The organism is Reyranella sp., from assembly GCF_965229815.1.
Classification (GTDB): Bacteria; Pseudomonadota; Alphaproteobacteria; order Reyranellales; family Reyranellaceae; genus Reyranella.
This window is the reverse complement of sequence record NZ_CBDDJN010000002.1, coordinates 1,353,817-1,367,491: the sequence shown is the minus strand read 5'-3', so window position 1 is coordinate 1,367,491 and position 13,675 is coordinate 1,353,817. Positions and strand designations below refer to the sequence as shown.

The 13,675-nt window shown below is 69.7% G+C and carries 12 protein-coding genes; 4 read left to right on the top strand and 8 right to left on the bottom strand.

Going from position 1 to position 13,675, the window contains the following annotated elements:
• The first annotated feature begins 189 nt into the window (after positions 1-189).
• Both ACO073_RS07000 and ACO073_RS06995 read left to right on the top strand, forming a co-directional pair.
• Positions 190-1,476 carry an aromatic ring-hydroxylating oxygenase subunit alpha gene (locus ACO073_RS07000; RefSeq protein WP_421996437.1) on the top strand — a complete coding sequence of 429 codons (1,287 nt, stop codon included), beginning with the start codon at positions 190-192 and terminating at the stop codon, positions 1,474-1,476.
• On the top strand, positions 1,473-2,672 hold the full coding sequence (locus ACO073_RS06995) for an amidase (protein ID WP_421996436.1): 1,200 nt from the start codon (positions 1,473-1,475) through the stop codon (positions 2,670-2,672). Before ACO073_RS07000 ends, ACO073_RS06995 begins: the two co-directional genes overlap by 4 nt.
• A gap of 12 nt (positions 2,673-2,684) precedes the next feature.
• Here the strand turns inward: ACO073_RS06995 and ACO073_RS06990 are convergent, their stop codons facing one another.
• Both ACO073_RS06990 and ACO073_RS06985 read right to left on the bottom strand, forming a co-directional pair.
• Positions 2,685-3,884: an amidohydrolase family protein gene (locus tag ACO073_RS06990; RefSeq protein WP_421996435.1), complete on the bottom strand. Its 1,200-nt coding sequence runs from the start codon at positions 3,882-3,884 to the stop codon at positions 2,685-2,687.
• The gene (locus ACO073_RS06985) at positions 3,877-5,115 is read right to left on the bottom strand and encodes an amidohydrolase family protein (protein WP_421996434.1); all 1,239 of its coding nucleotides are present in this window, start codon (positions 5,113-5,115) and stop codon (positions 3,877-3,879) included. The genes ACO073_RS06990 and ACO073_RS06985 overlap by 8 nt, the downstream gene beginning before the upstream one ends.
• 168 nt (positions 5,116-5,283) lie before the next feature.
• Here ACO073_RS06985 and ACO073_RS06980 point away from each other — a divergent pair, with 168 nt between their 5' ends.
• Together ACO073_RS06980 and ACO073_RS06975 are read left to right on the top strand one after the other, a co-directional pair.
• Positions 5,284-6,273 carry a 1-aminocyclopropane-1-carboxylate deaminase/D-cysteine desulfhydrase gene (locus tag ACO073_RS06980; protein ID WP_421996433.1) on the top strand — a complete coding sequence of 330 codons (990 nt, stop codon included), beginning with the start codon at positions 5,284-5,286 and terminating at the stop codon, positions 6,271-6,273.
• Positions 6,270-7,751, top strand: a complete 1,482-nt coding sequence (locus ACO073_RS06975) for an amidohydrolase family protein (RefSeq protein WP_421996432.1) — start codon at positions 6,270-6,272, stop codon at positions 7,749-7,751. Before ACO073_RS06980 ends, ACO073_RS06975 begins: the two co-directional genes overlap by 4 nt.
• Here the strand turns inward: ACO073_RS06975 and ACO073_RS06970 are convergent.
• The 6 genes from ACO073_RS06970 to ACO073_RS06945 all read right to left on the bottom strand — a co-directional run bounded on the left by ACO073_RS06970 (position 7,748) and on the right by ACO073_RS06945 (position 13,623).
• A complete protein-coding gene (locus ACO073_RS06970) occupies positions 7,748-8,512 on the bottom strand; it encodes an ABC transporter permease (protein ID WP_421996431.1) in 765 nt (254 codons plus the stop codon). The genes ACO073_RS06975 and ACO073_RS06970 overlap by 4 nt on opposite strands.
• The gene (locus tag ACO073_RS06965) at positions 8,509-9,288 is read right to left on the bottom strand and encodes an ABC transporter permease (protein WP_421996430.1); all 780 of its coding nucleotides are present in this window, start codon (positions 9,286-9,288) and stop codon (positions 8,509-8,511) included. The genes ACO073_RS06970 and ACO073_RS06965 overlap by 4 nt, the downstream gene beginning before the upstream one ends.
• On the bottom strand, positions 9,281-10,066 hold the full coding sequence (locus tag ACO073_RS06960) for an ABC transporter ATP-binding protein (protein ID WP_421996429.1): 786 nt from the start codon (positions 10,064-10,066) through the stop codon (positions 9,281-9,283). Before ACO073_RS06960 ends, ACO073_RS06965 begins: the two co-directional genes overlap by 8 nt.
• An 8-nt stretch (positions 10,067-10,074) precedes the next feature.
• Positions 10,075-11,526, bottom strand: coding sequence for an amidohydrolase family protein (locus ACO073_RS06955; RefSeq protein ID WP_421996428.1), 1,452 nt, complete (start codon positions 11,524-11,526; stop codon positions 10,075-10,077).
• Entirely contained in the window at positions 11,523-12,545 is a 1,023-nt protein-coding gene (locus ACO073_RS06950; protein WP_421996427.1) for an ABC transporter substrate-binding protein, read from the bottom strand. Before ACO073_RS06950 ends, ACO073_RS06955 begins: the two co-directional genes overlap by 4 nt.
• A gap of 154 nt (positions 12,546-12,699) precedes the next feature.
• Complete coding sequence (locus ACO073_RS06945) at positions 12,700-13,623, bottom strand: LysR family transcriptional regulator (RefSeq protein ID WP_421996426.1); 924 nt, start codon at positions 13,621-13,623, stop codon at positions 12,700-12,702.
• Positions 13,624-13,675 lie beyond the last annotated feature (52 nt).

Here is a 13,675-nt window from a genome sequence, read left to right as displayed (position 1 = left end):
CACGTCCTCCATGGAGCAACATGCGAAACAAATGGGCCGGGCTCGGTGTCGACACCCGGCGGCCGACGATTTGGGAGGGCCTGCGCGGGATTCAAGGGGTTCGGACCCACCGGATTTCGCGACTCATGGCATGGCGGATGCATGGCGGGCCCGTCGGCACAGACCGGCGGACGCCAGACGGAGCAACGCATGCCAGGCATCGACCGACACGCTGCCGATATCCCGCATCCCGACGTCGCCGCCGTCCTCGACGGGCTCGACGCCTCGGACGGGCCGGTCGAGGTCGCCCGGGTCCTGCCGCCGGAAGCCTATCGCTCGCCGGCCTTCCACGCCTTCGAGATGGCGGCGGTCTACATGCGGTCATGGCTGTGCGTCGGCCGCGCCCAGCAGATCCCCAATGCCGGCGACTATCTCGCCCTGACGCTTGCCGACGAGCCGATCCTGGTGGTGCGCGGCACGGACGGCGTCATCCGCGCGCTGTCCGCGCTCTGCCGGCATCGCGGCCACACCCTGCAGGAGGACTGCGCCGGCAACACGCGCGCCTTCACCTGCCCCTATCACCGCTGGACCTACGGCCTTGCCGGCGAGTTCCTCGGCGCGCCGCACATGGGCCAGACGGCCGGCCTCGACGTGCTGAAGAGCGAAGCGTCGCTGCCCAACCTCAGGGTCGAGCTGTGGCACGGCTTCATCTTCGTGAACTTCGATCCGGCGGCCCTGCCCCTGGCGCCGACGCTCGCCAAGCTCGAGCCCTACATGGCGGGCTACGACCTCGACAACATGGTCACCGTGGCGCCGGAGGTGACGCAAGAGCCGGTGCCGTGGAACTGGAAGATGCTGCTCGAGAACTACATCGAGCCCTACCACACGCAGTTCGTCCATCCGGTCATCCACGACTTCGCGCCCTCGACCGGCGTCGAGTTCGATCCCTGGCGCGGCCCGGACGACAACGTGATCGTGCGCTACGTGCCGTTCCTCGAGCGCGACGGCAGCCTGACCGAGAAGGGCTGGGCGGCGCCGGCCCTGTTCCCAATCATCGAGACGCTGAGCGAAAAGCAGCGCAACCGCGTCGGCTTCGGCATGGTGCCGCCCAACATGAACATCATCTTCATGCCCGACATGCTGTGCTACGGCCTGGTCTTCCCGCAGGGCCCGACCTCCCTCAAGGTCGGCGGCGGCCTGTTCACGGCGGGCGGCTGGTGCATGCCGCGCAGCACCGTCGAGCTGCCCGACTTCAAGGCACGCGCCGCCCGGATGATGGAGGGCTCGCGCCAGCTCGGCGAGCAGGACACGACGGTCAACCTCGCCATGCAGCGCGCCAAGTTCTCGCGCTTCGCGCCGCGCGGCCGCTTCAGCCATCTCGAGGAGACGCTGGCGCAGTTCAACCGCTGGCTGGCGGTGCGCTACCGCGCCGAGGCGCGGCGGCGGAACTATCCGATGTCGCCCGCCGGCACCGCTGCGGCGGAAGCTGCCGAATGACGCCGCCCTGGGAATTCGCGGACACGGCCGGCGCCTTCTGCCCGCACGGCCGCTTCGGCATCGCCGGCGCCGCGACCGGCCCGCTCGCCGGCCGCACCTTCGCCGTCAAGGACTTCATCGACATCGCGGGCCACGTCACGGGCGCGGGCAACCCGCGCTGGCTCGAGACGCACGGGCCGGCGACGGCGACGGCCCCCTGCGTGACGGCGCTGCTCGAGGCCGGCGCCACGATGGTCGGCAAGACGATCAGCGACGAGCTGGCCTACAGCCTGAACGGCGACAATTTCCACTACGGCACGCCACTCAACGCCGCCGCGCCCGATCGTGTGCCCGGCGGCTCGTCGAGCGGCTCGGCCTCGGCGGTGTCGGCACGGCTGTGCGACCTCGCGCTCGGCACCGATTCGGGCGGCTCGGTCCGCGTGCCGGCGAGCTATTGCGGTCTCTACGGCATCCGCACCACGCACGGGCTGATGCCGCTCGACGGCGTCGTGCCCTTCATGCCGAGCCTCGACGTGCTGGGCTGGTTCGCCCGCGACGCCCGCCTGTTCGCCGAGGCCGGCGCGGTGCTGCTGCCGCCCGCGCCGGCCCGGCCGCCGCTCGCCCGCCTGATGCGCGGGCTCGATGCCGAGGCCGAGGCGGACGAGGCGGCCCGCGCCGCGCTCGCCCCGGCCATTGCCGCCGTCGAGCGACGGTTCGGCGGCGCGGCTCCCGTCACGATCGCCGACGACGGGCTGGAGTCGTGGCGCGTGCAGTTCCGGCTGCTGTCGGCGAACGAGACCTGGTCGGTCCTGGGGCCGTGGATCGAGGAGGCGAAGCCGGTATTCGGCCCGGCGATCGGCGAGCGCTTCGCCTTCGCGAAGGAGATGTCGGGTCAGGACGTGACGCCGGCCCGCGAAGCCCGAGCCCGCATCACCCGCCGCGTGCGCGACATGGTCGGCCTGGATGGCGTGCTCTGCCTGCCGACCGCGCCCGGCCCGGCGCCGCTCCTCACCGCGACCGGCGCGGCGGTCGAGAGCTTCCGCCAGCGCGCCCAGCGCCTGACCTGCATCGCCGGGCTGAGCGGCCAGCCTCAGATCAACATCCCGGCCGCGACAGTCGACGGCGCGCCGATCGGGCTGGCGCTGATCGGCCCGCCCGGCCGCGACCTCGACCTGCTCGCGCTGGCCGTCACGCTTGAGCAGACGACGGCAGCCTAGTTCACTAGCGCGTCAGCGACCGACCAGCCTGCCGCCACGCGCGACCACCTTCCCTCGCTTGACCACGCAGTCGCGCACCGGCCGCGCCACCACGGCTTCGGGAAACGACGCCGCTGCAACGACGCTGAAGTCGGCCCACGCGCCCGGCCACAGGCCGTAATCCGCAGCACCCGTCGCCTTCGCGGCAGCGACCGTCGCGAGATCGAAGGCGATGCGAAGATCGCCGTCGCTACGATAGCCGGAGCGATAGGCAACGATCATCGCGCGCTCCAGCATGTCGGCGTTGCCGAACGGCGTCCATGGATCGCGGATATTGTCGTTGCCGCTGAAGACCGTCACGCCCGCCTCGCGCAAGCGCTTGATGGGAGGCATGGCGACCGCGCCCGGCCCGAATGTCATGATGGAAACGCCGCCAGCCGCCAGCTTGTCGATCACCGGCTGCAGCAGCGCGGGATCGACCGTGCCGAGGCAATGGGCGTGGCTGATCGCTACCCGTCCCTGCATCGACTGTGCCGCCGCGCGCTCGGCGATGCGCTCGAGCTGGTGCAAGCCGAGGCTGCCCTGGTCGTGCAGATGGAAGTCGAGGGCGACGCCGCGCTTGGCGGCGAGGCCGAACAGCACGTCGAGCTGGCCCTTCACGTCGTGATCGACGCCGGCTGGGTCGATGCCGCCCAGCAGGTCGGCCCCGGCATCGAGCGCGGCATCGAGCAGCGCCACCGTGCCCGGGCGGCTGACCACGCCGAGCTGAGGGAACGCCACGATCTCGATGTCGATTGCGTCGCGATAGCGCTCGCGCACGCCGGCGATCGCCTCGACGCGCCCGATACCGTAGCGGCTTTCGACGTCGACGTGCGTGCGGATGCGCGTCGTGCCATGGGTGATCGCGAGCTCGACGAGATTGGCCGCACGCTGGGCGAGCGGGAGGCGCGCCAGCGATTCGACACGCAGCTCGTGATCGATGCGGTCCTGGATGACGGCCGAGGAGTCGTTGTCGATCCACACGTCGCCCACCAGGCTCTTGTCGAGATGCGCGTGGCCGTCGATCAGGCCGGGCAGCACTAGGCCGCCGTCGAGATCTATCGACGCCATGCCCGGCGACGCTGCATTGCGATCGAAGGCGATGATGCGGCCCTTGTCGACCATCAGGTCGACCGCCGCGCCGCCGTCGAGGCGACCGTTGAGAAAGACGGCGCTGCCGCCCGGGTCAGGCATGGATGGTCTCGTCGAAGCTCGAGCGCGCGACCTCGCGGCCGCCATGGATGACGATGCGGCCGGGAACGGCCTGGTTGAAGGCATCGACGATGCTCTCGGCCTTCACCACCACCAAGTCGGCCGTGGCGCCGACGGCGAGCCCATAGGACACGTCGCAGCCGTCGACCGCCTTCGCGGCGTCAGCCGTGATCGAGCGCCACACCCGGGCCAGGCCGTCGTCGGTCGCGAGCTTGGCGGCATAGGCTAGCATCAGCGCGTTCAGGATCGGATCGGGCAGCCGGAGGTTGGGTGCGAAGACCGACTGGTAGGTCTCCTGCGCACTGGCGACGGGGATCTCCGCCGCCATCATCTCCTTCACCGTGGTGATGCCGCGCGGCGGATCGGCGGCGTCGAGGCCGCGGAACAGCAGGCCCGAGGTCGGGCTCGACACCATGACAGCGCCGGCGTCTCGCATCATCGCGTAGACCGACTGCCGGTACGCCGGCGACTGCTTGGGCAGCGACGCGGCATGCGAGACGGCGACGCGGCCTTCCCAGCGATGGGCCATCGCGGCGCGCAGCACCTGCTCGAGCCACAGCGAATCGATTCGGTCGTTCTCGTCGACGTGGAAGTCGACATTGGCGTCGAACTCGCGGGCCAGTTCGAAGACCAGCTCGATCTGGCGGAGCGATGCCTCGGGAGAGGCCTCGAGCTGCGGATGGCCGCCGACCACGGTCGCGCCGTGGAACAGGGCGTAACGCATCATCGCCAGCGTTTCCGGCGCATCGACCAGGCCGTGCTGGGCAAAGGCCACGATCTGCACGTCGAGCAGCGGCGCGAGGCGGCGGCGCGCCTCGAGCAGGCCGTCGAAGGCGATGAGCCGCGCATAGGGATCGATGTCGGCGAATCCGCGCACGCGACCGACGCCGCGCGCGCCCAGGATTCGGCCGGCGCGCACCGCCCGTTCGGCCACGCTGTCGATCGTGTAGCGGCGCTTGCTGTCGGCGACCGCGGCCACCTGGTCCTCGAAAGAGGATTCCGGCGCGGCGCCTTCGGTCAGGAAGCACTTGTCGAGATGGTAGTGCGGCTCGACGAAGGCCGGCGACGCGATGCAGCCGGCCGCGTCGATCCGCCGGCCGGTCACGCCGGGAGGGACCGCGGGCTCGACGAAGGCGATCCTGCCAGCCTCGATGCCGAGCGCGATGGGTCGGCCGGTCGTCGCGTCCCGCGCGCCCTCGACGATGAGATCCATCCGCTGCCTCCGGTCGCGAAGAGGCAAGTTCCAAGCCAACGACGCACCCTGCGAGCGCACGAAAAGCGCACGCGGTGTGCCCTCATCTCGGCATCACTGGCCGAAACGGCTTCGGCACGGTTGGTGCAGGCCGGGGCAGGCAAACGAAGACTCGTCCGAGGATCGCCCATGTCGTCCAAGCCCGTCTCGCACAAGCTTCCCGACAGATTGCCGATCGGCCAGTTCCCGACGCCGGTGCACGAACTGACCTGGCTGTCGGCGGAGATCGGACGGTGTGTCGTCGTCAAGCGCGACGATCTCTCCGGCCTGGCGCTCGGCGGCAACAAAGCGCGCAAGCTCGCCTACCTGGTCGCGGATGCGCGCGAGAGCGGCTGCGACACGCTCGTCGCGACGGGCTTCCTGCAATCCAACAACTGCGTGCAGGCGGCGGCGGCCGCAGTGCGCTACGGCTTGAACGCCGTGCTTTGCCTCGACGGCGCCCAGCCCAATGCCGCGCGCGGCAACGTGCTGCTGGGCAAGCTCTATGGCGCCACCCTGCACTTCTCCAACGGCGAGCCGATCGCCCGCCTGATCGAGAAGACCGTGACGGAGCTTCGGGCGCGCGGCCGCAAGCCTTACGTGCTGCCGCCCGGCGGCTCGACGGCGGTCGGCATCCGCGGCTTCGTCGAGGCGATGGCCGAGGCACGCGGACAGCTCGCTGAATACGACATCGACGGCATCGTCTTCCCGACGGGGACCGGCGGCACCCAGGCCGGCCTCGTGCTGGGCGCCGCGGCGCTCGGCTGGGAAGTCGACATCTTGGGCATCAGCACCGGCAAGACGGCAGTCGAGATGGTCCCGGCCATGGCGACGATGATTCGCGAGACCGCCGACTATCTCGGGCTGGACGTCGCCGTCCCCGTCGAGAGGCTGCGCGTCGACGACCGCTTCTACGGCGCGGGCTACGCCAAGCCCGACGGCAGCGACTTCGACGCCATCCGCGCCGTCGCCCGCGGCGACGGCCTGCTATGCGACCCCGTCTACAACGGCCGCACCATGAAGGCAGTGCTGCAGCTCGCCCGTGACGGCGGGCTGCCGGGCAAGGCCGACCTGCTCTACTGGCATACCGGCGGCACGCCGGGCCTTTTCGCCTTCGACGAGGCGCGGAGCGCGGCATGAGCGAAATCACACTGGAGACCGTCACCGCCGGCTGGCTGCTGCCGTCGGCCGATGCGCCGCTCGCCACCGGCAAGCTCCTGTCCTGGCAAGGATCGACGATCATCGCGGTCGACGATGTCGGGCCCTCGCAGCCGTCCTCTTCCGGCTTCGTGCTGCCGAGCCTCGCCAACGGCCACGACCATTGCCGCGGCATCTGCAACGTGAGCTTCGGCGCCACCGACCAGTCGCTCGAGATGTGGCTGCCCGCCATGTACAACGCACCGGAGGCCGATCCGTACCTGATCGCCGGCGTCGCCTATGCCCGCATGGCGCGCAGCGGCATCGGGTCGGTGGTCCATTTCCACGTCCCGCATTCGCCGGCGGCGCTGCTCGACGAGGCCGTCGCCTGTGCGCGGGCGGCTCGCGACATCGGCATCCGCCTCGCCTTTTGCGTCCCGATGCGCGACCGCAACCGCCTGGCCTACGGTCCCGACGCAGCACTGCTCAGCCACGTCGAGCCGGCGCTGCAGGAGGAGATTCGCCGGCGCTTCGACCGCCCGGTAGTGGCGCCGGCCGAGCAGGTGGCGCTGGTCGAGGCGATCGCGCGCGAGATCGAGGACGACACGGTCACCGTGCAGTTCTGCCCGACCGGCATCCAGTGGTGCTCCGACGCCCTGATCGAGGCGATCGCCGAGGCCTCGGCCGAGAGCGGCCGACGCGTGCAGATGCACCTGCTGGAGACCAGGCGCCAGCGCGAGTTCGCCGACGGCGCCTATCCGCAGGGTGTGGTGCGCTACCTCGATTCGGTCGGGCTGCTGTCGGACCGGCTGACCATCGCGCACGGCGTCTGGCTTCGGCCCGACGAGATCGAGCTGCTGGGCGAGCGCGGCGTCACCGTGGCAGTCAACACCTCGTCCAACCTGCGGCTGCGGTCGGGAATCGCGCCGGTCGCCGCCTTCCTTGATGCCGGCATGCCGGTCGCGCTGGGCGTCGACAACATGGCGCTCGACGACGACGACGACGGCTTCCGCGAGCTGCGGCTGGCGCACTACGTCCACGACGGCGTCGGCTTCGACCAGGGCGGCCTGTCGTGGCGACGGGCGCTGCGAGCGATGTGCGAGACCGGCCATCGCGCCGTGACCGGACGCACCGACATCGGCCGACTCCAGCCGGGCGCGCCGGCGGACTTCGTCGTGCTCGACTACGACAGCCTCTCGTCCGACGCCAACCGGGCGGCCGATCCGCTGCTGCTGACGCTCGCTCGGGCGACGGCGCGCAACGTGATGCGGCTGGTGGTCGGTGGCCGCACCGTCGTCGCCGATTCCAGGCTTGCGACGTTCGACCTCGCCGGCGCCCGCGCCGAGCTGACGGCGCAGGCGAGCCGCTCGATCGACCGCATCGTCGGCGAGCGGCCGTTCCTCGCCGGCCTGCGCAACGGCATGAAGTCGTTCTACGACAGCGGCGCGCATCGCAGCGCCGGCTGGCCGAGCAACCTCTAGGTCGTTCGCGCCAGCAGCATCTTCTCGGCCGCCGCAGTCAGCCAGAACACCAGCATCGCCAGGATGGTGCTGACCAGGATCGACGCCCACAGCAACTCGAGGTCGCGCGTCGCCGCCGAATCGAGGATCAGGTAGCCAATGCCGGCGCTGCCGGTCAGCCATTCGGCCAGCATCGCGCCCAGGATGGCGAGCGGCGCGGCGGTGCGCAGGCCGGAGAACAGGTGTGGCAGGGCGAAGACGAAGCGGATGAGATAGAAGGTCTGCCAGCGCGACGCACCGTAGACATGCGCCAACTCGAGCATGGTCGGCCGCGTGTCCTGGAAGCCACGCATGGCATTGACGAAGAACGGGAAGAACGTCGCTAGCACGACAACGATCACTGCGGTGGCGAAACCGCGGCCGGCGACAAGGGTGATCAGCGGGGCGATGGCCACGATGGGGATCGAGCGTACGGCGATGGCGAACGGCATGGCGGCGCGCCGGAAGCTCCGCCAGTTGACGCAGAGGCCGGCGACCGCCGATGCCATCACGACGCTGATCGCCAGCCCGACCAGGCCTTCGAGCAGCGTACTGGACAGGTTCTTCCAGATGACCGGCCACTGCTTCAGGATCGCGAGCCAGGTCGGGCCGGGATAGGGCATGAAGTAGGTCTTGACGGCGAAGACCTGCATGACGCCCTGCCAGACCAGCGAGATGCCGGCAAGGAACAGCACGATCGTGCCGAGCGGCGCCAGCGGCCGCAGGGCGCGCGGCAGGGTCACAGGTCGCTCTCGACCTGCCAGGTGACGACCAGCCGCTCGACGGCCTGGACGACGCCGTAGGCGACGATGGCGCAGAGCGTCGCGGTGACGACAGTCAGCCAGACCTGCTCGACGTTGAAGGCGAACAGGGCGTAGGCCATCATCACGCCAAGCCCACGCTCCGCCCCCGCCCATTCGGCGACGATGGCGCCAAGCACCGCGCTCGCCGCCGAGATCTTCAGCCCGGAGAACAGGAACGGCAGCGACGACGGCACCGACAGAAGCCAGAAGCGCTGCAACGGGCTCGCCGACAGCACGTCGAACAGCTCCTTCTGCCGCCGGTCGATGGCATCGAGGCCCTGGATTGCGCCGACGATGACCGGGAAGAAGCCGGCCAGCGCCGCGATCGTGATGCGCGCCGCTGGACCGTTGCCCAGCCAGACGACCAGCACCGGCGACAGCGCCAGCAGCGGGATGCTGTAGGTGACAACGGCAATGTTGTAGATCGGCGACTTCGCGAACCTGACCAGCGTCGCCACCGTCGCCAGCGCCAGTGCCACGGCGACCGCAACAAGGAAGCCGATCGCGGCGGCACGCAGCGTCGGCACCAGATGATAGACGACGGTGTCGAGGTTCTTGGCGAATGAGGCCGCGACCTGGCTGGGCGCCGGGATGGTCACCGGTAGGAAGCCGCCGCGCTTGGTCAGCTCGACCGCCAGCAGGGCGACGCCGACGGAGATCAGCGGGATGACGATCGCCTGCACGCGCTCGTCGGGCCGGCGGCCCGGCTCAGACATACTCCATCACCTCCGCCTCGGCGCCGAACAGCACGTCGCGCAGATTGTTCACGCAATCGGCAAACTCCAGGCTGCGCATCATCGAGATCGCGCGCGGCCGCGGCAGGTCAATCTCGATCTCGCGCAGGATGCGGCCGGGCCGGGTCGACATCACGAAGATGCGATCGGCCATGAAGGCCGCCTCGGCGATGCTGTGCGTCACCAGCAGCGCGGTGGTGCGGCTCTCGCTCCAGATGCGCAGCAGCTCGAGGTTCATGCGCTGACGGATGATCTCGTCGAGCGCGCCGAACGGCTCGTCGAGCAGCAGGATCTCGGGCTGCAGCACCAGGGCGCGGGCGATCGCCACGCGTTGCTGCATGCCGCCCGAGAGCTGGCGTGGTCGCGCGCTCTCGAAGCCTTCGAGGCCGACCAGCCGTACGAGCGCCGCCGGATCGGCGGCGTCGGAGTGGCCCTTTCCGACGATGCGGATGGGCAGGGCGACGTTCTCCAGCACCGAGCGCCAGGGCAGCAGCGTCGCTTCCTGGAAGACGAAGCCGACCTTGTGCCTCGCGCGCAGCTCGGACGGCGGACGGCCGTCAATGGTGATGCGGCCGGCCGTCGGCTCGACGATGTCGGCCGCCATGCGCAGCAGGGTCGACTTTCCGCAACCACTGGGGCCGATGATGGCGCCGAATTCGCCGCGCCGCAGCGCGAGCGAGACATCGGACAGGGCGGTGAAGCTCTTGCCGTCGAGATCGAACTCCTTTGTCACGCGGACGAACTCGAGATGCGAATCCATTTCTCGTCCTAGGAGGCGGCGGCAATGTGCGCGCGCAGCCCCGCCTTGTGCCAGGCCATGAAGTGCTGGGCCTCGTCGCCGCCCGGCGCCGCGCGCGCCTGGCGGGCGAGCTCGCGCACGAGGCCGTCGAGGTCGATTCCGGTGAGCCTGCCGTCACGCACCACCGGCCGGCCGGCGACGACCAGGTCGGCGACGTGGCGCGCGCTGGCGCGGGTGAGGAACAGGTCCTGCTCGGCGACGGTGCCTTCGAGCCGGTCGGCGGCGAGCCCATCAAGGTCGATCGTCACGAGATCGGCAGGCGCGCCGGCTCGTAGGACGCCGTAGCCGGTCTCGCCGGTCGCCGAGAAGTAGCCGCGCGACAGCGCCGCCTCGAACAGCAACTTCGGGTCGAGCGGCGGCTCGACCATGGCGTGGGCGTTCAGGAGGTAGGCGACGCGCAGGTCGCGCAGCGCGTCGCAGTCGTCGTCAAGCGAGAAGCTGTCGAGGCCGAGGGCGAAGCGCAGGCCGCTGCGCAGGAAGGCGGCGACGGGGGAGCGGCCCGAGCGCAGGCGCATGTTGGAGACGGCATTGACCGCGACGGTGGCGCCGCGTTCCGCCAGCAGCGCCATCTCGGGCTCACGCAGCCATACGCCGTGAGCGACCGTGAGCCGCTCCGACACGAGGCCGAGCGAATCGAGATGCGCCAGCAGTCTGTCGGGATGGGTGCGATCGGCCCAGGCGCGCTGTGTCCGGGTTTCGAGCAGGTGCATGTGGATTCGCCAGCCGTTGGCCGCCGACAGGTCGGCCGCCAGACGCAGCAGCGGATCGGAACACCATTGCGGCCCGTTGGGCCCGAGCTGGAAGACGACGCCGGCATCGGCGCAGATCGCGGCGGCTTGCTCGGCGGTGGCCGCGACCTCGTCGAGCGGCGGCGCCTCGCGCACCAGGTTCCGGCGCAGCCAGCCGCGCAGGTTTTCGGGATAGCCCGCGAGCAGCGCGTCGTCGCCGCCGTAGGTCAGCCAGTTGCGATCGTGCAGCGGGTAGACGAAGGCCAGGCGCACGCCGACGTCGCGGGCGGCGCCGCACACCGCGCGTACCTGGTCGAGCATCGCCGCGCCACGCGCGCCGCCGACATGAAGATGGACGACCGTGCCGACGCCGGACAGCGCCTGCCGTCCGAACGCGACCGCGGCATTGGCGTAGGGATCGAGCGCCGGACGGCCGTAAAGGCCGACGCGCCAGATCTCCAGCGGATCGTCGCCGGCGCCCAGCGCCACGTTCGACAGGCCGAGCCCGTGATCGTGCGCATTGACCAGCGCCGGCAACGCGAGCCTGTCCGCCGAGGACGGGGCGGCCGCGTCGCGGATCGCCGCGACGCGGCCGTCCGAGAAGGCAAAGGCGACGTTGTGGGCGCACGTCCCCTCTCCCGGATGCGTGAGCGCCCGGGCGACGGTGAAAGTCCCGTCGGCCCCGTCGGTCATCCCGCAGCCTTGGCGATATCCTGCGTGACCACGGCAGAGACGGGCACGTCGGTCGTGAGGAAGCCCGCCTCCTTGCCGAAGGCGATGCCGTCCTTGAAGAACGGCGTGTCGATCCACAGCGGCCCCTTGGTCGCCGCCTCGCCCATCATGATCAGCGGCGCGGTGATCTTGGCCTCGCCGATCTGCTGCTCGAGGTCGAGGCCGCGCGGTCCGTACTTTTCCACGGTCACGCGTGCGATCGCCTCGGGGTTCTCGGCGAACCACTTCCACGCCTTGGCTTGGGCGCGGAAGTAGCGCACTAGCAGGTCCTTCTTCTTGTCGATCGTCTCGTCGAGCGCGAACAGCGCCACCGGATAGGTCGGATTGCCGAGGTCGTGCTCGGTCGTGTAGTCGATGGCGAAGCCCTTCTTTGTCAGCATCGAGCCTTGGTTGGTGTACCAGCCGAAGTAGCCATCGACCTGGCCGGTCGCCAGGATGCCGGGATCGGTGCCGGTCGGCACGAAGGTGATCTTGGTGGCGTCGACGTTGGCGCGCTTGAGCAGCGCCGCCATCGTGGCGCGACGGCCCTGCGGGATGGCGATGGTCTTGCCTTCCATCTCCTTCAGGGTCGAGATCTTCTTGCCCTTGGCGGTGATCAGCGAATACGGGCTGATCTGGTAGGCGGCAGCGAACGCCTTGACCGGGATGCCCTTGGCGCGCGCCAGGATGATGTTGGTGCTGTCGCGATCGCCGACCAGCGCCTGGCCCGATGCCACGACGTTGATCGAATCGATGCTGGGGCCGCCGGTCAGGAACTCCGCCTCGATGCCTTCGGCGTCGAAGAAGCCCTTCTCGAGGCCGGCGAAGTAGCCGCCATACTGGACGCTCTTGATCCAGCCCATCTGCAGGACGACCTTGTCCTTGGCGGCGAAGGCGAGACGCGGCGCCGCCAGCGCCGCGGTGCCGGCGGCAGCGGCGCCGGCCAGAACCCGGCGTCGCGAGACGCCGGAAGGACATATCGGATTGCTAGGACCCCTCATCGCGCGGCACTCCCTGTCGGCAGCGTGAACACCCGTCTTCACGAAGCAATCGATGGGCCATGGCCGCCCGCCGGACTGAGCGTGCTGAGGCAATTTTAGAAGCACAGCGATGCCAGAATTCGAGCGCAGCAATCTGCCTTCGGAATGACTCGGGCTAAGCCTTTGCCAACGCCTGCGAATTCCGGGCGGTGCCCGCCAAACGGGCGCAAATCGCCTCGAGGAACATGGCGGAGGCCACCGGGAGCACGCGATCGCGCAGAGTTCCCACCACCAGCTTGCGCTTCGGCAGGCCACGGTCGGCGACCGGCACGGCACGGCAGCCCGCCGAGGCTGCCGACAATGTGCCGATGCCGATCTGGAAGCAGATGGCCTCCGAGCGGCGGACATATTCGCGCATCAGCTCGAACGAGTTGGCTTCGAGCGACGGCCGCAGCATCAAGGCCTTGCTGGCGAGAAACTCCTCGAGGAGCAGGCGGCCGCCCAAAGAGCGGTCGGGCAGCGCTAGCGGATATTCCGCGCAATCGGCCAGTCGCACCTGCTCGCGCCGGGCCAGCGGATGGCGGTTCGACATCAGCGCGAACAGCGCCTGCTCGATCTCGAGGACGTGTTTGAACATTGGGTCGCGGCCGGGATTGAAGACGACGCCGATGTCGGCATCGAACTCGATTACCGCGCGCACGACGTCCTCGCGCCCCATGATCGTGGTCTTGAACTCGATCTGCTGGTGGTCCGACAGGAACTCGGCGATCGCCTCGGGCAGGAAGCCGTTTGCCAACGCCTCGATGGCGGCGATGCGGATCGTACCGCGACGCACGCCCTGCAAGCTGTCGACCATCGACTTCGCCTGCTCGAGGTCCGACAGCGTGCTGCGGATATGCGCGATCACGATCTCGCCTGCGGCGGTCAGGCGTACGCCGCGCGGCCGGCGCTCGAACAGCCTAGCGCCCATCTCGCGCTCAAATTCCTGGACGCGGCGGTTCAGCGCCGATGAAGCGATGCCGAGCCGATCGGCGGCGCGACGGATCGAACCCGTGCGGGCGATCATGTCGATCAACCGCAGGTGACGCGCGTATTGCATGCGTTTCCTATCGCAACCGCACCGCTCGCTGTCCAGCTGGAGCGTTTCGCGC

Coding starts and splice junctions, on each gene's coding strand:
- ACO073_RS06945 (WP_421996426.1), bottom strand. CDS start 13,623: ATGCAATACGCGCGTCACCTGCGGTTGATCGACATGATCGCCCGCACG.
- ACO073_RS06965 (WP_421996430.1), bottom strand. CDS start 9,288: ATGTCTGAGCCGGGCCGCCGGCCCGACGAGCGCGTGCAGGCGATCGTC.
- ACO073_RS06995 (WP_421996436.1), top strand. CDS start 1,473: ATGACGCCGCCCTGGGAATTCGCGGACACGGCCGGCGCCTTCTGCCCG.
- ACO073_RS06960 (WP_421996429.1), bottom strand. CDS start 10,066: ATGGATTCGCATCTCGAGTTCGTCCGCGTGACAAAGGAGTTCGATCTC.
- ACO073_RS07000 (WP_421996437.1), top strand. CDS start 190: ATGCCAGGCATCGACCGACACGCTGCCGATATCCCGCATCCCGACGTC.
- ACO073_RS06950 (WP_421996427.1), bottom strand. CDS start 12,545: ATGAGGGGTCCTAGCAATCCGATATGTCCTTCCGGCGTCTCGCGACGC.
- ACO073_RS06955 (WP_421996428.1), bottom strand. CDS start 11,526: ATGACCGACGGGGCCGACGGGACTTTCACCGTCGCCCGGGCGCTCACG.
- ACO073_RS06985 (WP_421996434.1), bottom strand. CDS start 5,115: ATGGATCTCATCGTCGAGGGCGCGCGGGACGCGACGACCGGCCGACCC.
- ACO073_RS06980 (WP_421996433.1), top strand. CDS start 5,284: ATGTCGTCCAAGCCCGTCTCGCACAAGCTTCCCGACAGATTGCCGATC.
- ACO073_RS06990 (WP_421996435.1), bottom strand. CDS start 3,884: ATGCCTGACCCGGGCGGCAGCGCCGTCTTTCTCAACGGTCGCCTCGAC.
- ACO073_RS06975 (WP_421996432.1), top strand. CDS start 6,270: ATGAGCGAAATCACACTGGAGACCGTCACCGCCGGCTGGCTGCTGCCG.